23 protein-coding genes are annotated in these 21,340 nt (G+C 65.3%); 14 read left to right on the top strand and 9 right to left on the bottom strand.

Going from position 1 to position 21,340, the window contains the following annotated elements; all coding sequences use genetic code 11:
- Nucleotides 1-46: 46 nt before the first annotated feature.
- Complete coding sequence (gene metK / locus G6R31_RS08740) at nt 47-1,273, top strand: methionine adenosyltransferase (RefSeq protein ID WP_017870117.1); 1,227 nt, start codon at nt 47-49, stop codon at nt 1,271-1,273.
- Nucleotides 1,274-1,408: 135 nt separating this feature from the next.
- Here the strand turns inward: metK and coaD are convergent, their stop codons facing one another.
- From coaD to G6R31_RS08725, 3 genes are all read right to left on the bottom strand, one after another.
- Nucleotides 1,409-1,918: a pantetheine-phosphate adenylyltransferase gene (coaD, locus tag G6R31_RS08735; RefSeq protein ID WP_017870118.1), complete on the bottom strand. Its 510-nt coding sequence runs from the start codon at nt 1,916-1,918 to the stop codon at nt 1,409-1,411.
- A gap of 11 nt (nt 1,919-1,929) precedes the next feature.
- On the bottom strand, nt 1,930-2,508 hold the full coding sequence (locus tag G6R31_RS08730; protein ID WP_017870119.1) for an RsmD family RNA methyltransferase: 579 nt from the start codon (nt 2,506-2,508) through the stop codon (nt 1,930-1,932).
- A 126-nt stretch (nt 2,509-2,634) separates the two neighbouring features.
- A complete protein-coding gene (locus tag G6R31_RS08725) occupies nt 2,635-3,192 on the bottom strand; it encodes a hypothetical protein (RefSeq protein ID WP_017870120.1) in 558 nt (185 codons plus the stop codon).
- Nucleotides 3,193-3,344: 152 nt separating this feature from the next.
- On the opposite strand from G6R31_RS08725, the gene mobA reads away from it, so the two are divergent.
- Nucleotides 3,345-3,938 (top strand): molybdenum cofactor guanylyltransferase, encoded by a 594-nt coding sequence (gene mobA, locus G6R31_RS08720; protein ID WP_152423569.1) that lies wholly within the window; start codon nt 3,345-3,347, stop codon nt 3,936-3,938.
- Nucleotides 3,939-4,243: 305 nt separating this feature from the next.
- Here the strand turns inward: mobA and era are convergent, their stop codons facing one another.
- A complete protein-coding gene (gene era, locus G6R31_RS08715; protein WP_017870122.1) occupies nt 4,244-5,194 on the bottom strand; it encodes a GTPase Era in 951 nt (316 codons plus the stop codon).
- 122 nt (nt 5,195-5,316) lie between these two features.
- On the opposite strand from era, the gene G6R31_RS08710 reads away from it, so the two are divergent.
- Complete coding sequence (locus tag G6R31_RS08710; protein WP_017870123.1) at nt 5,317-5,622, top strand: hypothetical protein; 306 nt, start codon at nt 5,317-5,319, stop codon at nt 5,620-5,622.
- Nucleotides 5,623-5,700: 78 nt separating this feature from the next.
- Here G6R31_RS08710 and rocF read toward each other — a convergent pair whose 3' ends face one another.
- Nucleotides 5,701-6,606: an arginase gene (gene rocF, locus G6R31_RS08705; RefSeq protein WP_017870124.1), complete on the bottom strand. Its 906-nt coding sequence runs from the start codon at nt 6,604-6,606 to the stop codon at nt 5,701-5,703.
- Nucleotides 6,607-6,731: 125 nt separating this feature from the next.
- Nucleotides 6,732-7,274: a GNAT family N-acetyltransferase gene (locus tag G6R31_RS08700; protein ID WP_017870125.1), complete on the bottom strand. Its 543-nt coding sequence runs from the start codon at nt 7,272-7,274 to the stop codon at nt 6,732-6,734.
- Nucleotides 7,275-7,330: 56 nt separating this feature from the next.
- Between G6R31_RS08700 and G6R31_RS08695 the strand changes: the two genes are divergently transcribed.
- Nucleotides 7,331-7,972: a metallophosphoesterase gene (locus tag G6R31_RS08695; protein ID WP_017870126.1), complete on the top strand. Its 642-nt coding sequence runs from the start codon at nt 7,331-7,333 to the stop codon at nt 7,970-7,972.
- Here G6R31_RS08695 and G6R31_RS08690 read toward each other — a convergent pair.
- Together G6R31_RS08690 and G6R31_RS08685 are read right to left on the bottom strand one after the other, a co-directional pair.
- Nucleotides 7,969-8,922 (bottom strand): alpha/beta fold hydrolase, encoded by a 954-nt coding sequence (locus G6R31_RS08690; protein WP_051056478.1) that lies wholly within the window; start codon nt 8,920-8,922, stop codon nt 7,969-7,971. The genes G6R31_RS08695 and G6R31_RS08690 overlap by 4 nt on opposite strands.
- A gap of 260 nt (nt 8,923-9,182) precedes the next feature.
- A complete protein-coding gene (locus G6R31_RS08685; protein WP_017870129.1) occupies nt 9,183-10,115 on the bottom strand; it encodes an MBL fold metallo-hydrolase in 933 nt (310 codons plus the stop codon).
- Between the two features lie 248 nt (nt 10,116-10,363).
- On the opposite strand from G6R31_RS08685, the gene G6R31_RS08680 reads away from it, so the two are divergent.
- The 3 genes from G6R31_RS08680 (at nt 10,364) to G6R31_RS08670 (ending at nt 12,670) form a co-directional block, all read left to right on the top strand.
- Nucleotides 10,364-10,615, top strand: a complete 252-nt coding sequence (locus G6R31_RS08680) for a ribbon-helix-helix domain-containing protein (protein ID WP_051056476.1) — start codon at nt 10,364-10,366, stop codon at nt 10,613-10,615.
- Nucleotides 10,606-10,953 (top strand): type II toxin-antitoxin system PemK/MazF family toxin, encoded by a 348-nt coding sequence (locus G6R31_RS08675; RefSeq protein ID WP_017870131.1) that lies wholly within the window; start codon nt 10,606-10,608, stop codon nt 10,951-10,953. Before G6R31_RS08680 ends, G6R31_RS08675 begins: the two co-directional genes overlap by 10 nt.
- A gap of 514 nt (nt 10,954-11,467) precedes the next feature.
- Complete coding sequence (locus G6R31_RS08670) at nt 11,468-12,670, top strand: DUF6575 domain-containing protein (RefSeq protein WP_152423567.1); 1,203 nt, start codon at nt 11,468-11,470, stop codon at nt 12,668-12,670.
- 12 nt (nt 12,671-12,682) lie between these two features.
- On the opposite strand, the gene carB is transcribed toward G6R31_RS08670, so the two are convergent.
- Complete coding sequence (gene carB / locus G6R31_RS08665; protein WP_017870132.1) at nt 12,683-15,883, bottom strand: carbamoyl-phosphate synthase large subunit; 3,201 nt, start codon at nt 15,881-15,883, stop codon at nt 12,683-12,685.
- 166 nt (nt 15,884-16,049) lie between these two features.
- Between carB and G6R31_RS08660 the strand changes: the two genes are divergently transcribed.
- The 7 genes from G6R31_RS08660 (at nt 16,050) to argH (ending at nt 21,327) form a co-directional block, all read left to right on the top strand.
- Nucleotides 16,050-16,559, top strand: a complete 510-nt coding sequence (locus G6R31_RS08660) for a hypothetical protein (protein WP_017870133.1) — start codon at nt 16,050-16,052, stop codon at nt 16,557-16,559.
- A 129-nt stretch (nt 16,560-16,688) separates the two neighbouring features.
- Nucleotides 16,689-17,165, top strand: coding sequence for a hypothetical protein (locus G6R31_RS08655; protein ID WP_017870134.1), 477 nt, complete (start codon nt 16,689-16,691; stop codon nt 17,163-17,165).
- 404 nt (nt 17,166-17,569) lie between these two features.
- The gene (locus G6R31_RS08650) at nt 17,570-18,778 is read left to right on the top strand and encodes an argininosuccinate synthase (protein ID WP_017870135.1); all 1,209 of its coding nucleotides are present in this window, start codon (nt 17,570-17,572) and stop codon (nt 18,776-18,778) included.
- Nucleotides 18,775-19,218: a GNAT family N-acetyltransferase gene (locus G6R31_RS08645; RefSeq protein ID WP_017870136.1), complete on the top strand. Its 444-nt coding sequence runs from the start codon at nt 18,775-18,777 to the stop codon at nt 19,216-19,218. Before G6R31_RS08650 ends, G6R31_RS08645 begins: the two co-directional genes overlap by 4 nt.
- The gene (locus G6R31_RS08640; RefSeq protein ID WP_017870137.1) at nt 19,215-19,397 is read left to right on the top strand and encodes a hypothetical protein; all 183 of its coding nucleotides are present in this window, start codon (nt 19,215-19,217) and stop codon (nt 19,395-19,397) included. Before G6R31_RS08645 ends, G6R31_RS08640 begins: the two co-directional genes overlap by 4 nt.
- Nucleotides 19,394-19,930 (top strand): GNAT family N-acetyltransferase, encoded by a 537-nt coding sequence (locus G6R31_RS08635; RefSeq protein WP_017870138.1) that lies wholly within the window; start codon nt 19,394-19,396, stop codon nt 19,928-19,930. Before G6R31_RS08640 ends, G6R31_RS08635 begins: the two co-directional genes overlap by 4 nt.
- The gene (gene argH / locus G6R31_RS08630; RefSeq protein WP_017870139.1) at nt 19,927-21,327 is read left to right on the top strand and encodes an argininosuccinate lyase; all 1,401 of its coding nucleotides are present in this window, start codon (nt 19,927-19,929) and stop codon (nt 21,325-21,327) included. The genes G6R31_RS08635 and argH overlap by 4 nt, the downstream gene beginning before the upstream one ends.
- Nucleotides 21,328-21,340: the final 13 nt, after the last annotated feature.

Here is a 21,340-nt window from a genome sequence, read left to right as displayed (position 1 = left end):
CTCCAGGCCGTTCTGTGAGACGCTGCCCCGCGCCCAAGGAGACCCTATGAGCCAGTTGACCGTGCGCAAGTTCTACACCTCGGAATCGGTGTCCGAAGGGCACCCCGACAAACTTTCCGACTTCATCTCGGACAGCATCCTCGACGAGTTTCTGCGTCAGGAGGCGACCAGCCGCGTGGCGGTCGAGACGCTGGTGACGACCGGCATGGCGGTGGTGGCGGGCGAGGTGCGTGCCCACACCGCCCATGTGGACATCCAGAAAACGGTGCGCGAGGCCGTGATGAAGGTCGGCTACACCCGCGCCAACTACGGCTTCGACGCCGAATACAGCGCGGTGCTGGTTGCCATCCACGAGCAGTCGCCCGAAATCGCCAGCGGGGTGGACCACTCCGAGGAATGGCGCGAGATGAGCGACGAGGAACGCCAGAAGCCGGAAAACGCCTACAGCCGGGTCGGCGCGGGTGACCAGGGCCTGATGTTCGGCTACGCCACCGACGAAACGCCCGAGCTGATGCCGCTGCCGATCAGCCTCGCGCACGGCCTGACCCGCAAACTGGCCGAACTGCGCAAGGACGGCACCCTGCCCTACCTGCGCCCCGACGCCAAGGCCCAGGTCACGGTCGTTCGCAACGGCGAGCCACACAGCGCCACTGAAACGGCGGTGGACACCATCGTCATTTCCACCCAGCACTCCGAAGACGTGACCCAGGAGCAGATTCGTGCCGACATGCTCGCGCACGTCATTCCGGCGGTCATTCCGGCTGAGCTGCTCACGCCGGACACCCGTTACTTCATCAACCCCAGCGGGCGCTTCGTCATCGGCGGGCCGCACGGCGACACCGGCCTGACCGGACGCAAGATCATCGTGGACACCTACGGCGGCGCGGTGCCGCACGGCGGCGGGGCGTTTTCCGGCAAGGACCCGACCAAGGTGGACCGCTCGGCGGCCTACTACGCCCGCTACGTCGCCAAGAACATCGTCGCGGCGGGGCTGGCGCGGCGGGCACTGGTCGAAATCGCTTACGCGATTGGCCGCGCCCACCCGGTGTCGCTGCGCGTGGACACCTACGGCACCGGCACCGTCAGCGACGAAAAACTGGCCGAACTGGTCAGCGCGCACTTCGACGCCCGTCCGCAGGCCATCATCGCGCAGCTCGACCTGCAACGCCCCATCTACGCGCAGACCGCCGCCTACGGCCACTTCGGGCGCCCCGAGTTCCCCTGGGAGCAGACCGACAAGGCGCAGGCGCTGAGGGCTGCGGCACAGGGCTGAAGCGACCACACAGAGGGCCGGAAGGGGGAGAACCTTTCCGGCCCTTTTTTCGTCTTGGCGTCAGGGCGTGACGGTCACGGGAAGGTCGAACACGCCGGAGAGGGGGTATCCAACCCATTCCCCTTGTGCCGGGCCTCAGCCCGCTTCGCCCGCCTTCGTCGCGTACATCTCGGCAAACTTGCGCCGCAGCGCCGCTTCGCTGGCGGGGGGCACCATCTCGTGAATCTGGCCGCCGTAGCTGGCGATTTCCTTGACCATGCTGCTGCTGACGAAGCTCCACTGCGTCGCCGCCATGATGAACACCGTTTCGACCTCGCCGATCTGGCGGTTGAGGTGGGCGATCTGGAGTTCGTACTCGTAGTCGCTGACCGCCCGCAGGCCGCGCACGATGACGCTCCTCTCCTGCTGCGCCACGTAGTCCACCAGCAGCCCACCGAAGCTGTCCACCCGGACGTTGGGCAGCCCGGCGGTGGCCTCGCGCAAAATCTCCAGCCGCTCTTCCAGGGTGAAGAGGTGGTGGCCCTGCTTGCGGGCGTTGTGCATGACGGTGACGGTGACTTGCTCGAACATGTGGCTGGCACGCGTCAGCACGTCCATGTGCCCGGAGGTCACGGGATCAAAGGAACCGGGGAAAACGGCGTTCATCGTCTTTCACCTTACTCTGCCGGCTCGGCACTTGCTGACTCGGCCCCTGCTGACTCGGACCCGTCGCGCCAGTAAAACGTCAGCACGTTGCTGCCCTGACGCCGCACGTCGCGCGTGTATCCGGCGTGTTCAGGCAGCGAGACCTGCGTGGGATGCTGGCAGATCACCACGCCGCCGGGCCGCACCGCGCCGCTGTCCAGCACTGCCCGCGCCACGCCGGGGATATCGGCCTGATACGGCGGGTCGCTGAAAATGATGTCGGCCTGCCCGACGCGGGGGAGCTGCCCGAGCGCGTCGCCGCGCAGAACCCGCGCGTTCAGTCCCAGGGCGCGGGCGTTTTTCTCCAGTGCCCCCACCGCCCGGCTGTCTTTTTCGATCAGGGTCACGCGCCATCCCCGGCTGGCCGCTTCCAGGCCGATGGCGCCGCTGCCGCCGTGCAGGTCGAGAAAATCGGGAAAGCGTCCGGCAGGGGCGCGGGCCGCCAGCAGGTCGAACAGGCTTTTGCGAATGCGGGCGCCGCTGGGCCGCGCCGAGTCGGGCACCCGCAGTTCGCGCCCCTTGGCGACGCCGCCCAGAATACGAATGCTCAAGAAGGCCACCTCATGTCTGCGAGGATAGCCCCTGCGCCCTGCCCGGTCCCCCGCACCGACGTGCTGGCGGTCCAAAAAAACTGACCCCCACGGGGGAGGTCAGGATGAAGGACTGAAGAGAAAGGCTCAGCGCACCGTGACGGGCGTGCAGATCACGCCGCTGTCGGCGAGGGCGCCGCTGAAGTCGCGCCCGTGGTGAACGTTGATGTACGCCGCGTCGCGGATCAGGGCGGTGGGCACCATCCCCTGAAGCGTGACCTTGCCGTCGGCCGAGGCCTGCGCGATCATGCGGCTTTCCATGATGGCCGGGCCGTTGGTGCTGCACACGTTGGCGCCGGACATGTCGGACATGGGGGTCATTGTCGTCGTGCTGGTCGTGGCCGCCGCGTCAGTGCCGGTGCTCGCCTGCGTGGTGGTTGCGGCGGGGGTGGCCGCCGCAGGAGCTGCGCCGGCCTTGTGGTAGTGCGCCACGTAGATGGCGTAGGGGGCCATGCCGGTCAGGGTGAGGGTGGTGCGGGTCACGCCCAGCGCTTCTTGCACCTGCGCGGTGCCCGCCGGGGCGTAGGTCGGGCCGACCGGCTTCACGACCGCCTGGGGCGCGAAGGTGTAGTTGTCTTCGGTGGGGCCTGCCAGGGTGCAAGAAGCGAGGACCAGCGGCAGGGCGATCAGGGCCAGTTTCTTCATCGGTATTCCTCCTGTGGCTTGAGCGCTTGATGCTCTCCGCTGGCTTCCCCAGCGAGCGTAAGACATGACACACTGTGAGAAACAGCTCAAAGGGAAGGGGGCGCGGGCGGGTTTGCGCCCTGCCCTGGGCCAGCCGTCACAATGGCGACGTGCTGCCCGTCGATGTATTGCCCGCCACTGCCGCCATCACCGCCGGGGGCCAGTCGAGCCGCTTCGGAAGCGACAAGGCGCTGGCCTGCTGGCAGGGGCGGACGCTGCTGGACCACGTGGCGGCGGGGCTGGCCGGGTGTGAGCGGCGCCTGCTGCTTGCTCCGCGTGGCCGCTACTGCTTGCCCGGTTGGGAAACCTGGCCCGATGCCCGGCCCGGTGAGGGACCGCTGGCCGGCCTCGAAACGGCCCTGACCCACGCCTCCCCCGGCTGGGTGGCCTTTACAGGTGTGGACAACCCGGCGCTGTCTCCCGAGTATTGGCACGCCCTGCTCGCCGCCCGGCGCCCGAACGCCCGGAGTGTGCAGGCCGTGCACCCGGAGCGCGGGCCGCAGCCGCTCGGGGCGCTGTACCACACCGACCTGTTGCCCCACGTCACGGCGCTGCTCGACGCCGGGGAACGCCGCCTGCGCCTCGCCGCACCCGCCGGGCAGACCGTTCTGGTGCCCGGCCTTCCCACTGGCTTTTTTCAGAACGTGAACCGCCCAGCCGACCTCGCGGGGCTGAGCGGTGGGAAACAGGGCAGCGAAGCGAACTGAGCTTTGCTCCGAGAGTTCGGGTTGAAGCGGAATGCGAAACGCTGTTCAAGGCACGTCCAGCACGACGCCTTTTCCATCATCCATCAGCGAAGCGGAACCATCATCCATCACCAGACGGGCATTCGGGCGTCTTGACCCGAATGCCCGTCTTATACGGATTCCGATTGAATCTGGTAGTTTCAGATTCAATCCGACTTGCAAAGCTGCGCAGCAGAGCGGATGCGAGTAGGAAAAAATACGGATTCCGCGATATGGATGCACAGGCGGCGCTTTCCCGACTGTGCAGGAATTAAGCGGAATCCGTATTACTCGTAGCCCAGTTCGCGCAGGGCCTCTTCGTCCTCGCGCCAGCCGGGAATGACGATCACTTCGAGGCCGAGAAACACCTTGGTGTTCAGGAACACCTCCAGCTGCTTCCTGGCCGCCTGCCCGATTTCGCGCAGTTGCTTGCCGCCCGCGCCGATGACCATGCCCTTGTGGGCGTTTTTCTCGACGACGATTTCGCCCTCGATGCGTTGCAGGCCGTCCTCGCGCTCGGTCCAGCGGTTCACACGGGTGGCGACGGCGTAGGGCAGCTCGTCGCGCAGCTTTTTCATCGCTTCCTCGCGGATGATTTCGGCGGCCCACATCTCGCGGCTCTGGTCGCTGGCGGCGCCCTGCGGGAAGAAGAAGGGGTTTTCGGGCAGCACCTCCAGCAGTTGCTCGCGCAGGGTCGCCACGGCATTCACGTTGTTCTGCGCCGAGAGCATCGTCTCGCTGACCGGCAGGTCTTGGCCCCGGCCTTCGAGCAGCGCCCCGTAGAGCTTCATCGCCTCGTCGGGGTACTTGGCGGCGTCGGTCTTGTTGCCGACCAGAAACAGCGGCTTGGGCAGGTCACGTACCGAGTTGGCGACCAGACGGTCCTCGTCGGTGGGCGGGTGGCGCAGGTCCACGACCCACACCACGGCGTCCACGTCGGAAAGCGCCGAGTGAACCTCGTTGTTCATGTATTTGCCCAGCGCGTCCTTGGGTTTGTGCATCCCCGGCGTGTCCACGAAAATCAGCTGGCGGCCTTCAAAGGTGTGGATGCCGCGCACGCCCCGGCGGGTGGTCTGCGGGCGGGGGCTGGTCGGGGCGACCTTGGTGCCCAGAAAAGCGTTGAGCAGCGTGGATTTGCCCACGTTGGGCTTGCCGACAATCGCCACGAACCCGGCGCGGGTCTGGGCCTCGCCGCTGGCAGGGGTGGTGGGGTCGGGGAACTCTGGAAGCTCAGTCATTGCCTTCATTGTCTCACGCCCCTGTACTCCGCAAAGGAAGATGGGACGCCAGATGAAGACGGGCGCCCAGATGAAGACATGAACAGCGCGGCGGGGCGGGCGCGGGCGGTAGAACGGCAGGCGTGACCCACCCGCTTGCCGCAGACAGCGCCCCCGGCCTTTCCTGGCGCGGCCTCGAAACCCGCGTGGGCCTGGACGCCTTGCCCGCCTTTCACCGCGCTTTCCTGCGCTGGCGCGGCGTGGAGGGCACGGAAAGCATGCCCCTGCGCCGGGTGCAGCAGCGGGTGGAAGCCGAACTCAACCGCATGGTGCAGGCGGGCCTCGCCGTGCGGGAGGGCGACGACTGGCACTTGACGCCCGGCGCTCTGGAAGGCTTTGAGGACGCGGCGCCCTATCTGCCGGGGGAGCCGGACAGCTTACCGATGTAAGGGAGTCGAGAAGTCAAAACGTCGAGGAGTCGAGAAGGGATTCTCCTCGACTCCTCAACCTCTCGGCTTTTCCTGAACTTACAGAATACGCTGTCCCAGCAGGCTCGCCGCCATGCCCACCATCACCTCGGCGGTCTGGTTGCGGGTGTCGAGAATCGGGTTGACCTCCACGATGTCCATGCTGGTCACGCGGCCCGACTCGGACAGCAGTTCCATCAGGAGGTGCCCCTCGCGGTAGCTCAGCCCACCGGGGATCGGGGTGCCCACGCCGGGGCACACGCCGGGGTCGAGGGCGTCGGCGTCGAAGGAGACGTGCAGGCGCTCCACGTCGCTCAGGCGCTCCTGCGTTTCTTCGTGAATGCGGGTGATGCCGAGCTGGTCCACGTCCTTCATGGTGTAGGCCTTGATGCCCGCTTCGCGCAGCAGCTCGCGCTCGCGGGCGTCCACGCTGCGAATGCCGATCATCACCACGTCCTCGGGGCGGATGGCCCAGTCTCCGCTGACCAGACCGTCCAGCCGGGTCAGCCGCTCGTCGCCGCGCCCGGTCAGGTGCGCCACCGGCATGCCGTGAATGTTCCCGCTGGGGCTGCTCTCGGGGGTGTTGTAGTCGGTGTGGGCGTCCACCCAGACCACCCCGGTGCGCTGCGGGCGCCCGCGCAGGCCGTTGCCGGTCACGGTGCCCATGCTCACCGAGTGGTCGCCGCCCAGGGTGAGCGGAAACACGTCTTCCGGCAGCGCCATCACGCGCTCGGCGGCGGTGCGGCAGGCGGCCAGGATGGGGTCGAGAAAGACCAGCCCCGCCGCCGCGTGCTTGTCGAGGGTTTCGGGAATCGCCACGTCGATGTCGCCCAGGTCGCTGACGTGGTGGCCGAGGTCGCGCAGCGCGTGGGCGAGGTGGGCGTTGCGCAGCGCCGACGGCCCCATGTCCACGCCCCGCCGCCCCGCGCCGAGGTCCATCGGGATGCCCAGAATCGAGATGTTCATGGACTTCAGCGTAAGGGACGAAAGAGGCTATGCCTCAGCCCTGCAACTTTATGTGCGCGGGCGGTGAGGGCAGGCGGGTCCCGGCGCGTCCCCTGAATATTCATGCTGTCCTCAGCCCTCCACCTTCAGCTCTCGACCGCCCAGAGGGTCACGGCGCCGTCTTCCTCGTCCCAGCGGCGGTCCATGCGGGCAAACCCGACCTTTTCCAGCACCCGTTCGCTGGCGCGGTTGCCCAGCACCGTCCGCGCCGTCACGGTTCTGACGCGGGGCTGCGTGAGCAGATGCACCGTCAGGGCGTGGACGGCCTCGGTCGCGTAGCCCTGGCCCCAGACGCCGGGGTTGAACCCGTAGCCGATTTCCAGCTCGCCGCCCACGCTCACGCTGCCCTTGCTGCCGAGCATGCCGACGGCGGTGGGGGCATCACGGGTCACACCTTCACGGGTTACAGCCACGAAGCTGCCTTCCTTCTCATCACCGGGCAGCGAGGCCAGCCACAGCGGAAAGAGCGGCAGCGGGTCGCCGGGCCACTCGGCGGGAAACTGCACGTCCTGCCGCCCTTCGCCCGGCCAGGGCAGGGACAGGGTAAACGAGTCCGCCTCGCTGCGGCGCTCCAGCACGGCGCGGGACAGGGGCAGCAGAACGAGACGCGGGGTTTCGAGCATCGGCATCGGTTCCCTTATACGCGAATTTCACGGGGGGGCACACGCGGTAGACTCAGGCCGTTTTGTCCGTGCCTGCCCCCAAACGGCTGCTGCTGCTCGCCGACCATGTTCACCCCTACGTCTACCGCCAGGGATTTCCGCAGGGACTCGGGCCGCTCGATCTGGTCCTCGCGGCGGGCGACCTGCCGGGCGACTACCTGGAATTCGTCGCCACCAAACTGCCCGTGCCGCTGGTCTACGTGCCGGGCAACCACGAGAACGAGTATGTCCACGAGGAAGGCCAGGGCCGCGTGCCGCCGCGCGGCGTCATCAATGCCCACGGGCGGCTGGTCAGGGTCGCCGGGTTGACCGTCGCCGGGTGGGGCGGCGTGCCGCGTTACCGGGAGGGCGCGGGGCAGTACGACCCGGGCGAGGCCCGCCGGGGACTGGGGCGCGTCGGCTGGCGGCTCGCCTGGGCACGGCGCCCGCTCGATATTCTGCTCACCCACGCCCCGCCGCTCGGTCCCCACGCGGGCAGTGACTACGCCCACCGGGGCTGCGAGGAACTCACGCGCTTCATGCGGGCGCGGCGCCCCGGACTGCTGGTGCACGGCCACGTCCACGAGTACGAGGGCAAAAAGGTCGAGTACACCGACCCCCTCTCCGGCACCCGCGTGGTCAACGCCTACGGCTACCGGGTGCTGGAGGTGCCCGCCCGGAGCTAGCGGGTCAGGGCCTCGTCAAGGGCGCCAGCAAAGGCGTCCTCGTCGTCCAGCCAGGGGTAATGGCCGGTGTCGAGCACCGTGAGGTCGCCCCCGGCGAGGTCCACCACCCAGTCGGTCTGCTCGGGATAGCTGGTGCGGTCGTGGACCCCGGCAATCACGAACACCGGGCGGCGAATTTCTCCCATGAACGCCGGGTACTCGAACTCCCACAGGCCCTGGTTGACGAGCGCCTGCTGCATTTCGCCGCCGCCGAGAAGCTGGCTTTCCACGTCCAGAAACTCCAGTCGCATCCGGCTGGGGGCGTCCACGAACTGCAGCGCGTTGAGCAGGTCGCGGGCATTGAGCAGCCCGAACGCCGCTTCCACCCGCGCCGCGCCGATGGGGGGGTGCTGGCCTTCGGGCGTCTGTGCCCGCAGTTTGGGGGCCGGGTCCTCGAACTGCCCGCCGGTGATGCCCGCCGCCTCGCGCAGCAGCGTCAGCGCCAGCGCCGGGTAATGCACCCAGGGGTTGACGACGACCACGCGGGCGGTCCGGGTGGGGTAGCGCCGGGCGTACTCCAGCGCAATCAGCGCCCCGAAGCCGTGCCCCAGCGGCACGATCTGCTCGGCCCCCAGAAACTCGCGCAGTTCCTCCACGTCGGCCACCAGCGTGTCGAGGTCGAGGGTCTCGGCGTGCCCGGCGGCCTGCGCCTGTTCGGTGTCTTCGAGCGCCCCCGAACGTCCCGCGCCGCGCTGGTCGAGGTAAACCACCCGCCGCCCCGACGCTTCGAGGTGGTCGCCCATCAGCTCACGAAACGAATAGGCGTTGTAGCCGGGGCCGCCGTGCAGATACACCAGGGGCGGCACGCCCGCTTGCCCCTCACCCACGACCTCGAAATACAGGTCGGCGCCGTTCAGGTGCGCTTCGTAGATGCCGGCGGGCAGGGGTTCGGGAGACGGCTGGGAAGTCATGCGGGGCATTGTAAGGCGAGCTGACGGACTGCGCCCCTGTACGTCGCCAAGCTGACCCAGGTGGACGACGCCGCCAGCGCCAACGGCAAGAGCCTGAACGTGAGCTGGATCAAGCTCGGCCACGGCACCGACGCCGAAATCGGCGCAGCCATCCGCCGCCTGGACTGAGCCGCAAGGGAAGAAGGCCGCCCCCGAAAAATGGGGTGGCCTTCTCCTTTTTGCGGTGTGCCGCCTGTGCCGGGGTCGAGCGAAGGTCCGTATTACCGCCGCCGCGTCAGCAGCCACAGGGCGCCCGCTGCCCCCACCGCGCCGAGCACATAGCCGCGCATGGGGTCGGGGCGTCCGGCCTGCGGCTGGCCCTGTGGCACCGGGTGCGAGAGATACCAGCCGCGTCCGGGTCGCCCGTTGGGGTCGTGGTCGAAGTCTTGGGCGAGGCGCCCCAGGGTCGCCGCCAACTCTTGTCCCGCCAGCGGGTGCCCGTGCCCGGTCACGACCAGCCGGGGCCGGAGCGCGGCCAGGGTGCGCACCGAGTCGCTGGCCGCGTCCCAGTTGGGCGTGTAGTACGCGGGCGGGCGGCGCAGCACCGTCGGCGTGGACGCCAGCGCCCCCGGCACCGTTTCCTGCGGCGTGGTCACCACCGCGTCGCCCGCAATCAGCAGGCCGCCTTGCTCCCGCCACAGCGAGACGTGCCCCTCGGTGTGGCCGGGCGTATGAATCCAGCGCCAGCCGGGGCATCCGGGCACCGCACCGTCGGCGGGCAGCGGGCGAACACTGGCCCCGAAGTCGAACGGCCCCGGCAGAAACAGCGGCGAGGTCAGGCTCATGGCGCCGCCCACCGTCGGGTCGGGGAAGGGGTAGGCCACCTTCCCGGTCAGGTGCGGCAGTTCGAAGGGGTGGGCGTAGACGGGCACGTTCCATTCCGCCAGCAGCGGGCGCAGCGCCCCCACATGGTCGAAGTGCCCGTGCGTGAGCACGATGGCTTGCGGCGGGCGGCTGCCGTACACCTGCGCCGCCGCCTGCCGAATCAGGCCCGCCGTGCCGGGCAGCCCCGCGTCCACCAGCACCCAGTCGCCGCCGGGCGCCCCCAGAAAAAACACGTTGACCATCGGCAGGCGCACGCGCACCACGTCGGGCGCAAGGCGCTGCACGCCGCCGAGAAGGGAAGGGTTGGGGGGCAGAAGTGTGTCGGACATGCCCCACGCTACCCGCTGCCGCCCGCGCTCGGGTGTCCGGCACCCTGAGCTGAACTTCAGGCAGTTCGGTGGGCTGGGCCTCCGCGCTCGCTGCCTGCGCGTACCCCTCGGGCGGGCAACCCCTCCATCACCCATCAGGCCGCAAGGCCGAACCCATCATCGCGCCCCAGCCCCTACCCCCACAGAGACACAGCACAGAGTCAAGAGGAATCTCAACGACACTCCTGTATGCAAGATAGTATGCACTTATGACATACCGTAATGCTCAACGAATCACCGCCAGCTTGCCGCCCAACCTGGCCACCTTCATTGACGAGTACCAGAAGCAGACAGGCACCAGCAAAAGCGAAATCATCGCCCTTGGCCTGAGAGCGCTGCAAGAAAAACTGCTGGCCGAGCAGTACGCCGCCCTGGCCGCCGAGAACGACCCGGAACGCGCCCTGTTCCTTGAAGGCAACGTTGACGGTCTTGAACCCAGTGACGGCAGCGAATGGCTGTAAGCCTCATCCGGCGCGGCGATATTTTCCTGACGCACTTCGGCCCAGCCCGCGCTGGTGAGCCGGACTTCAAACGCCCCGCTGTGGTCATCACCAACAACGTCGCCAACGCCAAAGCGGATGCCCTGACGGTGGTTCCACTCACGAGCAACCTGAACACCGTATATGACTTTCAGCTTCTGCTGCCCACCGAGCGCACCGGTCTAAATCTGGACAGCAAAGCCCAGACGGAACTCATCACCTGCATTGCCGTCAGCCGAATCGGCAAGCGCCTGGGGCAAGTTCCTGAAGAGCTGATGACCGAACTGGACGCCAGAATCCGCCTGCACCTGGCCTTATAAAGGGGCGGGGAGTCGGGCCACCCCGTCCCCCACCTTCCTCCTCTGCCCGCTTCCCCTGCCCCTGCTGCCCCGCCAAAGCAGAGGCTTGGGCTAAAAATATGTATCTTAAATAGTATGGCTTGGCCTGCCCACTACCCGGAAGGATGTCCACCAGAAGAGTGCATTGCTCCTGCTGGCCGCTTTTACCGGGTTGTGATGGAGATACCGCCCACGCAATTTGATTTCCAATCACATTATGAGCGTGATCCAGAGCATGTATGGCCTGATCCATGCCGAGCCAGAGGCTTGTCGATTTATCCAGAAGTTAGACATGCTAGGAAGACCATACGATCATCGGCTGCGTTGCGAGGTCTAGCCGCAGGAGTTGTTGAGCTTAATCTGGATGGAGCTGCTGGGGCGTTACTCAGAACTCCTCCACCTGGCGCTGCCCCCACCCATCCTCACCATACGTGGTGGGTATCTCTAGATTTTGATCCATTTTCAACGATCGTTACGACTCATCAGGTGGTTGGCAATGCAAACTAAAGACACGCCACTTGGGAATTTAACTCTCGTTACAGTGTTTGAATTCAATGATTTCCCAATTTTATTCTCGTGCAAGAATGACACCGACCAAATCTTTATCGCTAATTGGATAGCCTCATCTACAACTATTGACGAGTGGCTGTTTTGTCCCGTTTCTCCTTTAAGGCACTCACAAGTCGTCCGTGGTGAAATGGACTACTATTCTATATTCAAAAACTCCGAGACGAAGCATTCAATGGTCATCCGATACAATAAGTTGGGATCTGTTGAAGCATTTGAATGGGTAGAGTCTGCTAGTATCCCTGACGACAAACTGCCACTGCCTGGCGACTTTGCTGAGATTGAGCCATTAGAGGTAGCAGACCAACTCCGACCTGCTAGTGAAGACATTGTAGCCAGAGCAATTGAACTGAGATCAACGGTTGGTCATCTTCACTTCGATGAGCGCGATGTACGAGGACACAAGGCCTCTACTCACCTAGTTGGTAAAGGACTGGTGGAGTTTCAAGCTGTACTTGATGCAGTAGGGCAAGCCGTAGAGGGACAACCTACATATCGTGGAAGTATCAGTAGAGAAATTCTAGGCCAGACACACACGTATGTTGTAGCTTTTAACAGTGGCAGCTTAGATGTAGAGATTGCTGCCGACGATACGGCGACCCTCTACGATAATTCGTTAACTGTCAACGCATTTTACAAAGCTGCGCAGATTATTGCTGACAGCGGGGATTATCAGAAACTTCAAGCTATTATGCCTCAGATGGGGCCACGTGTTGCGGCGAGATACAAAAGATTCCTGTCTACTTTGAAAGATTACAGAGCAGATGTAGTATTTGAATTTTCTGGCGCGGCGGGCGTTGTGGGCGGCAGAAGCGGAGTTACCTATGAACAAGCAGTTGTTGCTTTTGAAAATATTACGCGCCTACAAGAGGATATTGCAGAAAAAATTACCGTCATTGGCACTTTAATAGGTTTGGACAAATCCAACAACCATTTCACTATTAGGGATACTGAAATGAAAGTGTATTCCGGAAAATTCAATGAAGATGACGGCGATTACGCAAGTGGGGCTGTTATTGATGCTAGCTACTCAGCTCAACTAGTGAGAATGGTTGAGATAGACACAGTTTCAGGCAAAGAGACATCGCGCTGGATCTTAAAGGGCTTAACCCTAATCTCTTTGCCTGAATGAACTGATTAAAAGCTATTTCGCGTTAACCCACTCCTGCAATCCCTTCACTCCCAGCTCCGCGCCCACGGCGGCCTGAATCGCCCGTGCCGTCCACTCCGCGCCTTCTCGTGTGCTGACAATCGGCACGCCGCGTTCCAGGGCGGTTCGCAGCAGCGCCGAGCCGGTCACGTCGATCAGCAGGTCAGGCAACTCTTCGCCGTTCTGCTCCCGGATGACCTTCAATCCGGCTCCTTGCAGCATTCCGGCCACGTCGTCCAGCCCGTCCCCGATGAGCAGGGCGGTTCCCTCCAGCGGCAGGTAGTTTTTCGCGCCGAGTTGCGCCCGGTAGAACGCCAGGTACGGGTCGGCGTCGATGCCCATGCTTTCGCCGGTGCTTTTCATTTCCGGCCCCAGCACGGGCAGCACGTCCTTGAACTTCAGGAACGGCAGGTGCACTTCCTTCACCGAGTACATGCGCGGCGTGGGGGTTTCCAGCAGGCCAATCTGCTCCAGCGTTTGCCCGGCGGCAATGCGGGCGGCACTCTTGGCGAGCGGGTGGTTCACGGCCTTGGATACGAACGGCACGGTACGGCTGGCGCGGGGGTTCGCTTCCAGGATGTACGCCACGCCGTCCTTCACGGCCCACTGCACGTTCATCAGGCCCTTGACGCCCAGGGCGAGCGCGAGGCGTTCCGTGTCGGCCTTCACGCGCTGGGTGAGTTCGGGCGACAGGTTCACGGGCGGCAGGACGCACGCGCTGTCCCCGCTGTGCACCCCGGCGGCTTCGACGTGTTCCATGATGCCCGCGACCACCGCACGTTCCCCGTCGCAGAGGGTGTCCACGTCCAGTTCCAGTGCGCCTTCCAGAAACTGATCGAGGAGGATGCTGGGCTGCCCTTCCACGGCGGCGTACACCTCGTCCAGATAGGTGGTCAGCTCGTCCATGCTACGCACGGTGCGCATGGCCCGCCCGCCGAGGACGTAGCTGGGCCGCGCCATCAGCGGGAAACCGAGTTCGGCGGCGAGTTCCCGCGCCTGGGCGGGCGTCTGCGCCACTTTGCCCCTCGGCTGCGGCAGGCCCAGGCGTTCGCACAGAGCGTTGAAGGAGGCGCGGTCTTCGGCCTCGTGGATGGTCTCGGGGCTGGTGCCGATGATGGGCGCACCCGCATCCGCGAGTTTGCGGGCCAGTTTCAGCGGCGTCTGCCCGCCGAGTTGCACGATCACGCCCACGGGCTTCTCGTGCTCGACGATGTTCATCACGTCCTCGAAGGTGAGCGGCTCGAAGTACAGGCGGTCGGCGGTGTCGTAGTCGGTGCTGACCGTCTCGGGGTTGGAGTTGACCATGATGGTCTCATACCCCGCTTCCTGAAGCGCCCAGACCGCGTGAACGGTGGCGTAATCGAACTCCACCCCCTGCCCGATGCGGTTGGGGCCGCTGCCCAGGATCACCACTTTGGGTTTGTCGGTGGGGGCCACCTCGTCTTCCCACTCGTAGGTGGAGTAGTGGTACGGCGTGTGCGCCTCGAACTCGGCGGCGCAGGTGTCCACGGTCTTGTAGACGGGCGTGGCCTTGGCTTTTTTGCGGAGGGCGCGGACTTCGAGTTCGGTCATCGGGGTGGATGGTGCTTGCCCATCCCGAGCGGAGCGAGTGCCCCCTGTGGGAGCGTCGGTAGCTGGAGAGGCTGACTCTGGTGGTGTTCCAGAGGCGGACTCGGAAGCGGACGGCGCGACCTGGCCGACGATCTCGCCGATTCTCGCGTCACTGAAGCCCAGCCGCTTGATTTCACGCCAGATTTCGTACTTCCATTCCGCGATGGGGCCGAGGTCGAGGATTTCCTTCTCGGCGTCCATGATCTCCTTGAGCTGCGAGAGGAACCAGCGGTCGATCTTGGTGGCGTCGAAGAGGCTCTCCACGCTCTCGCCCCGGCGCAGCAGTTCGATCACGGCCTCGATGCGGCGCGGGTTGGGGTACAGCAGCGCCCGCAGTCCGGCCTCGTCCATCTCGGCGTACACGCCCCGGATGTCGCCCTCGGTCGAGCGCAGCGCCTTTTGCAACGACTCCTTGAAGGTGCGGCCAATCGCCATGACCTCGCCCACGCTGCGCATCTGCGTGCCCAGGTGGTCGGAGGTGCCCGGAAACTTCTCGAAGGCGAAGCGCGGAATCTTGGTCACCACGTAGTCGATGCTCGGCTCGAAGCTCGCGGGCGTCACGCGGGTGATGTCGTTGGGCAGCTCGTCGAGGTGGTACCCCACCGCCAGCAGCGCGGCGATCTTGGCAATCGGGAAGCCGGTGGCCTTGCTCGCCAGCGCCGAGGAACGGCTCACGCGCGGGTTCATCTCGATCACGATCACGCGCCCGTTGTCGGGGTTCACGGCAAACTGAATGTTGCTGCCGCCCGTCGCCACGCCGATTTCGCGGATGATGGCGAGGCTCTGGTCGCGCAGGCGCTGGTATTCCACGTCGCTGAGGGTCTGGGCCGGGGCCACCGTGATGGAGTCGCCGGTGTGGACGCCCATCGGGTCGAAGTTCTCGATGGAGGTGATGATGATGACGGTGTCCGCCGTGTCGCGCATCACTTCCAGCTCGTATTCCTTCCAGCCCAGGATGCTTTCTTCGAGCAGCACGCTCGTCACGGGGCTGTCGCGCAGGCCGCCTTCCGTAATCGCCAGGAACTCCTCGTAGGTGTGCGCGATGCCGCCGCCCGTGCCGCCGAGGGTAAAGCTGGGCCGGATGACGATGGGCAGGCCGATTTCCTTCTGGTACTCCACGGCTTCTTCCATCGAATGCACCATCTTGCCGCGTGCGGTTTCCACGCCGATCTTCTTCATGGCGGCCTGGAACAGCTCGCGGTCTTCGCCCTTCTTGATGGCCTCCACGCCCGCGCCGATGAGTTCCACGCCGTATTTTTCCAGCGTGCCGCGCTCGTGCAGTTCCATCGCCAGGTTCAGCGCCGTCTGCCCACCCAGCGTGGGCAAAATCGCGTCCGGCTTTTCCTTCTCGATGATCTTCTCCACGAACTCCGGCGTCAGCGGCTCCAGATACGTCGCGTCGGCCAGTTCCGGGTCGGTCATGATGGTCGCCGGGTTCGAGTTGACCAGCACCACCCGGTAGCCCTCGCTTTTCAGCGCCTTGAGCGCCTGCGTGCCGGAATAATCGAACTCGGCGGCCTGCCCGATCTGAATGGGGCCGCTGCCGAGAATCAGGATGGTCTGGAGGTCTGTACGCTTAGGCATTCCAGACAATGAGTATGACAGGTAGAGGGGGGAGGGGGGCGGATGGATATGCACAGGTCTGCTGGTACCTGCGCTGGCCCAGCGGTTCCCGGGCACCCTGATCGGATGTTCAGGGCATGAGGGCTGCATTAAGCCTCTCTGACCTCGATTCATCTACACTTCTCTCATGAAGAAGCTTGCCCTTTCACTGCTTGCCCTCACCGCCCTTTCTTCCGCCAGCGCCGCCGAGCGCTTCGGGTTCTACCTCCTCGGTGCCCAGTATGAGCGCGACACCAACGCCACCGACGCCTTCCGCGTGGGCCTGGGCCTGCCGGTGGCCGGGGTGTTCGAAGGCACCGGCGTGGTGGGCGTGACCGGCAACGTGGGCTGGCTGCGCCACACCCGCGCCCTGAACGGCGACGGCACCGGCGTGCAGCCCTACTACGGCGCGGGCCTGGGGCTGAGCACCGTTTTCGCCAGCAACAGCCAAGCCAGCGTCGGCGGCGTCGTGGTCTACCCCCACGTCCTGGGCGGCGCCAACTTCGGCCTGAATGACCGCTGGGCGCTGTTCGCCGAAGCCTCGGCGGGCGTCAACGTCTACGCGGTGGGTGCCAGCAGCTCCTACAGCTCCGACTCGACCAGCGGCGTAGGCCCCGGCTTCGGGCTGCGCGTGGGCGCGAGCTACCGCATCCGCTGAGCTTCATCTTCACCAACGGCGTCGTGAGCCTGTCTCCGGCGCTGTTTCTTGCTCCTTTGGGCGCGCCCCTGCCATGTTCCTCAAGCGCTTCACATGTGGCCCATCGGAACAGATTTAGAGTGCCGGGCTATGAAGACTTCTCTTTTCCAAGGCGCGGCCCTGGCTCTGATTCTCGGGACTCCGACGGCGCAGGCGGCCTCGGTCGGCGGGTTTGTCGGCAGTGACGCGGGTGTGTACTACCAGAGCAACCAGCCGGGGTCTTCCACCCGCTACGGCCTGACCGGGCTGGGCCTGTTCTCGCAGCAGGTGACGGTGGCCGGTGAGGTGTCCTCGCTGCGCGACTTCGCCTCCACTTCTTCCACCACTTTCGGCGGTCTGGTGCCCTACTACGGCTTCGGCCTGGGCGCCGGGGTCAGCCTGGGGGGCAGCAACAACGTCACGGTCTACCCCCACGCCCTGCTGGGCCTGCGCTCCAACACCCGCTCGCCGCTGAGCGTGTTCGGTGAAGTCAACGCCGGACCCAAGGCCAGCTTCGGCAACGGCAGCACCAACGTGACCTTCGGCGGCGGCGCCCGCGTGGGTGTGAACCTCAACGTCGCCAACTAATACGGATTCCGCTTAATTCCTGCACAGTCGGGAAAGCGCCGCCTGTGCATCCATATCGCGGAATCCGTATTTTTTCCTACTCACATCCGCTCTGCTGCGCAGCTTTGCAAGTCGGATTGAATCTGAAACGACCAGATTCAATCGGAATCCGTATAAGTTCTTTGCCTTCCCTTCCCCGGCCATACCCAGAGCGCCGGGGAGTTTTTATGCCCTGCGGTTGACCCTCCCGGCGTCCGCTGCTACCCTGGGTGTATAGCTATGCGAGATATTGCATAGTCATACAGCATATGCAGACCCTGACCTCCCGACGCTGAAGCCTCCGCCTGTTCCTCTGTGGACACGGGCGGACGTTTCACGTCTGGGGGGCTTGCGTTGCCTTCACGAAAACGCGGGAGAATACCGACATGAGTAAAGAAAAGATTGTGCTGGCGTACAGCGGCGGCCTCGACACCTCCATCATCCTCAAGTGGCTCCAGACCGAGAAAAATTACGACGTGGTGTGCTTCACCGCCGACCTCGGGCAGGGCGACGAGGTGGAAGAAGCCCGCGTCAAGGCGCTCAACACCGGCGCGGTGGCCGCCTACGCGCTGGACCTGCGCGAGGAATTCGTGCGCGACTACGTGTTCCCGATGATGCGCTCCTCCGCGCTGTACGAGGGCTATTACCTGCTGGGCACGTCCATCGCCCGGCCCCTGATTGCCAAGAAGATGGTCGAGATTGCCGAGAAGGAAGGCGCAGTCGCCATCTCGCACGGCGCGACCGGCAAGGGCAACGACCAGGTGCGCTTCGAGATGAGCGCGTATGCCCTCAAGCCCGACATCGTGACGGTGGCCCCCTGGCGCGACTGGGATTTCCAGGGCCGCGCCGACCTCGAGGCTTTTGCCCGTGAGCACGGCATTCCGGTGCCCACCACCAAGAAAGACCCCTGGAGCATGGACGCCAACATGCTGCACATTTCCTACGAGGGCGGCCCGCTGGAAGACCCCTGGCAGGAGCCCCCCACCCACATGTTCAAGCTGACGGTGAACCCCGAGGACGCGCCGAACGAGGCCGAGTACGTCGAAATCGAGTACGTGAACGGCGACCCGGTGGCGATTGACGGTGAGCAGCTCTCACCCGCCGCGCTGCTGACGAAGGCGAACGAAATCGCCGGGCGGCACGGCGTGGGCCGCATCGACCTCGTGGAAAACCGCTTCGTGGGCATGAAGTCGCGCGGCGTGTACGAAACCCCCGGCGGCACGCTGCTGTACCACGGCCGCCGCGCCGTCGAAAGCCTGACCCTGGACCGCGAAGTGCTGCACCAGCGCGACGCCCTGGGGCCGAAGTACGCCGAACTCGTCTACAACGGCTTCTGGTTCGCCCCCGAGCGCGAAGCCTTGCAGGTCTATATGGACCATGTGGCGCAGTCGGTCACGGGCACGGCCCGCCTGAAGCTGTACAAGGGCAACGCGACGGTGGTGGGCCGCAAGGCGCCGAAGAGCCTGTACGACAAGGACCTCGTGAGCTTCGAGGCGGGCGGCGACTACAACCAGCACGACGCGGGCGCCTTCATCAAGCTGAACGCCCTGCGGATGCGCGTGCAGGCGCGGGTCGAGGCCAAAGCCGGGAAGTGACCTTGCTGCTGCGCCCCGCCACTCCTGCGGACGCCGACGCCATCGCCGCGCATCGGTATCCGGACGGAGAAGATGCGGCGGCTCGACCGGCCTATGCCACGTGGGTGCGGGAAGCGCTGGTCAGCGGCGATTATCTGGGCCTTCTGGCCGAAATGGATTTCGAGGTCGTGGCGGGCGCGGGCCTGGTGCTGCTGAACTGGGGGCCGGGTCGCCATGATCCCAGCCCCATCCGGGCGCGGCTGGTCAACGTCTGGACGCACGAACACCACAGGCGGAAGGGGCTGGCGCGGCAGCTGACCGGGGAATTACTGGCTCAGGCCAGGGCGCGGGGCATCGGGACCGTCTCGCTGGCCCATACCGGGATGAGCCGCCCGCTTTACGAGAGTCTGGGGTTTCGGGCGTATCCACAGGAGATGCTTTTGAAGTTGGAGGCCACATGAAGATCTGTCCTGCACTGCCTGACACCGCCCTGATCTTTGCCGGGCAGCGCGGCCTGCTGCTCCGCGCCAGAACGCCCTGGCTGAGTGCCGGGCAACGGGGCCGGAACATGGACGCGCTTCTGGGTGTAGTGGTGGCAGCTTCCCCTGAGCTGCGCTTGACACTGGGCGGCTCCGCATGACCTGGACGTTCCATTACCCCGACGGCTTCGCTTACCGCCGCGTGACCCCGGCCGACCTGCCCGCTTTCCTGGCGGTCATGCAGGGGGCGGGCATGGACGCGCGCTCGGCGTGGCACCAGACGACCATTTCCGACCTGGAGCAGTCGCTGTTCGGCGGGCCGCACTCCGGCGGCTTTCTGGCGCTGAGCAGCGGGGGAGAGGCCGTGGGCTGCGTCGGATTTCGCCCCGACCTGCACGACCCGCACACCCTGACCCTGAACAAGCTGGCGACCTTGCCGCAAGTGCGCGGGCACGGCGTGGCGCGGCATCTGGTGGGCGAGGTCGAAGGTGTGGCGGCGCGGGAAGGCTTTCGCCGGGTGCTGCTGGCGGTCAGTCAGGTGAACCTGAGCGTGCAGCCTTTCTACGAGGGGCTGGGCTACCGGCCCGTGGACGAAACCTACGCCTTCAGCAGCGGCAAGAACGGGCGGCCCGTGGTGCTGGCGAAAGCCGTCACCCCTGCGGCGGCGCGGCCCCACAAGGAGGCTCAACCATGACTCAAAAACAGGAAACAAAACTCTGGGGCGGGCGCTTTGCGGAAGCCACCGCCGAACTCGTGGAACTGTTCAACGCTTCTGTCGGCTTCGACCAGAGATTGGCCGAGCAGGATATTCGCGGCTCGCTCGCGCACGTGGCGATGCTGGGCCAGCAGGGCATCCTGACCGCCGAGGAAGTGACGCAGATTCAAGGCGGCCTGAACGCCGTGCTGGCCGACATCCGCGCCGGAAATTTCGAGTGGCGGCTCGACCGTGAGGATGTCCACATGAACGTGGAAGCCGCGCTGCGTGACCGGATTGGCCCGGTGGCGGGCAAGTTGCACACGGCCCGTTCCAGAAACGACCAGGTGGCGGTGGATTTTCGCCTGTTCACCAAGGAAGCCGCGCTGGATTTGGCCGACCTGACCCGCCAGCTCCGTGCCGTGATGCTGGCCGAGGCCGAAAAGCATTTGCAGGACGAAGTCATTCTCCCCGGCTACACCCACCTGCAAGTCGCGCAGCCCATCCTGCTCTCGCACTGGTTCATGGCGTATGTGGCGATGCTGGAACGCGACGAGGGCCGTTTCCGCGACGCCGCCACCCGCATGGACGAAAGCCCGCTCGGGTCGTCGGCGCTGGCGGGCACGCCCTGGCCGCTCGATAGACATGCCACTGCTTCCGCTCTGGGCTTTGCACGGCCCACCGCCAATAGCCTGGATGGGGTGGGCAGCCGCGACTTTGCGCTGGAATTTCTGAGCGCCTGCGCGATTCTCGCCGCGCACCTCTCGCGCCTGTCGGAAGAACTGATTCTGTATTCCACCTTCGAGTTCGGCTTCATCACGCTGCCCGACTCGCACACCACCGGCTCCAGCATCATGCCGCAGAAGAAAAACCCCGACGTGTCCGAACTCGCACGCGGCAAGGCGGGGCGCGTCTTCGGCAACCTGATGGGCCTCTTGACGGTGGTCAAGGGCACGCCGCTGGCCTACAACAAGGACTTGCAGGAGGACAAGGAAGGCGTGTTCGACTCCTACGACACCCTGAGCATCGTCCTGCGCCTGTACGCCGAGATGATGCCCAAAACGGTCTGGCACGCTGAGGTCACGAAGGCAGCGGCGGCACGGGGCTACAGCACCGCCACCGATGTCGCGGATTACCTGGCGCGGGGCGGCCTGCCCTTCCGCGAGGCGCATGAGGTCGTGGGCGGTCTGGTGGGGCTGGCGAGCCGCTCTGGTCGGCAACTCTGGGAACTGACCGACGAGGAGTTGCGCTCGGCCCATCCACTCCTTTCCGCCGAAGTCGCGCAGAAACTCACCGTGGAAGAAAGCGTCCGCAGCCGCCAGAGCTACGGGGGTACTGCGCCGGAGCGGGTGAAAGAGGCGATTGAGGCGGCGAAGCGGCAGATGGCCGAAGGCTGAAAGCGGATGGCGG

Origin of the sequence: Deinococcus wulumuqiensis R12, assembly GCF_011067105.1 — a bacterium.
Classification (GTDB): Bacteria; Deinococcota; Deinococci; order Deinococcales; family Deinococcaceae; genus Deinococcus; species Deinococcus wulumuqiensis.
The sequence above is the reverse complement of the archived record's forward strand: the minus strand, read 5'-3'. Positions and strand labels throughout refer to the sequence as shown.

What these genes read in the sequence shown, in the direction of transcription:
- G6R31_RS08635 (WP_017870138.1), top strand. Translation starts at nt 19,394, where the DNA reads ATGACCTGGACGTTCCATTACCCCGACGGCTTCGCTTACCGCCGCGTG.
- argH (WP_017870139.1), top strand. Translation starts at nt 19,927, where the DNA reads ATGACTCAAAAACAGGAAACAAAACTCTGGGGCGGGCGCTTTGCGGAA.
- G6R31_RS08725 (WP_017870120.1), bottom strand. Translation starts at nt 3,192, where the DNA reads ATGAAGAAACTGGCCCTGATCGCCCTGCCGCTGGTCCTCGCTTCTTGC.
- G6R31_RS08700 (WP_017870125.1), bottom strand. Translation starts at nt 7,274, where the DNA reads ATGCCGATGCTCGAAACCCCGCGTCTCGTTCTGCTGCCCCTGTCCCGC.
- G6R31_RS08675 (WP_017870131.1), top strand. Translation starts at nt 10,606, where the DNA reads ATGGCTGTAAGCCTCATCCGGCGCGGCGATATTTTCCTGACGCACTTC.
- G6R31_RS08685 (WP_017870129.1), bottom strand. Translation starts at nt 10,115, where the DNA reads ATGTCCGACACACTTCTGCCCCCCAACCCTTCCCTTCTCGGCGGCGTG.
- carB (WP_017870132.1), bottom strand. Translation starts at nt 15,883, where the DNA reads ATGCCTAAGCGTACAGACCTCCAGACCATCCTGATTCTCGGCAGCGGC.
- G6R31_RS08650 (WP_017870135.1), top strand. Translation starts at nt 17,570, where the DNA reads ATGAGTAAAGAAAAGATTGTGCTGGCGTACAGCGGCGGCCTCGACACC.
- metK (WP_017870117.1), top strand. Translation starts at nt 47, where the DNA reads ATGAGCCAGTTGACCGTGCGCAAGTTCTACACCTCGGAATCGGTGTCC.
- G6R31_RS08690 (WP_051056478.1), bottom strand. Translation starts at nt 8,922, where the DNA reads ATGACTTCCCAGCCGTCTCCCGAACCCCTGCCCGCCGGCATCTACGAA.
- rocF (WP_017870124.1), bottom strand. Translation starts at nt 6,606, where the DNA reads ATGAACATCTCGATTCTGGGCATCCCGATGGACCTCGGCGCGGGGCGG.
- G6R31_RS08660 (WP_017870133.1), top strand. Translation starts at nt 16,050, where the DNA reads ATGAAGAAGCTTGCCCTTTCACTGCTTGCCCTCACCGCCCTTTCTTCC.
- era (WP_017870122.1), bottom strand. Translation starts at nt 5,194, where the DNA reads ATGACTGAGCTTCCAGAGTTCCCCGACCCCACCACCCCTGCCAGCGGC.
- G6R31_RS08670 (WP_152423567.1), top strand. Translation starts at nt 11,468, where the DNA reads ATGCAAACTAAAGACACGCCACTTGGGAATTTAACTCTCGTTACAGTG.
- G6R31_RS08680 (WP_051056476.1), top strand. Translation starts at nt 10,364, where the DNA reads ATGACATACCGTAATGCTCAACGAATCACCGCCAGCTTGCCGCCCAAC.
- G6R31_RS08640 (WP_017870137.1), top strand. Translation starts at nt 19,215, where the DNA reads ATGAAGATCTGTCCTGCACTGCCTGACACCGCCCTGATCTTTGCCGGG.
- coaD (WP_017870118.1), bottom strand. Translation starts at nt 1,918, where the DNA reads ATGAACGCCGTTTTCCCCGGTTCCTTTGATCCCGTGACCTCCGGGCAC.
- G6R31_RS08655 (WP_017870134.1), top strand. Translation starts at nt 16,689, where the DNA reads ATGAAGACTTCTCTTTTCCAAGGCGCGGCCCTGGCTCTGATTCTCGGG.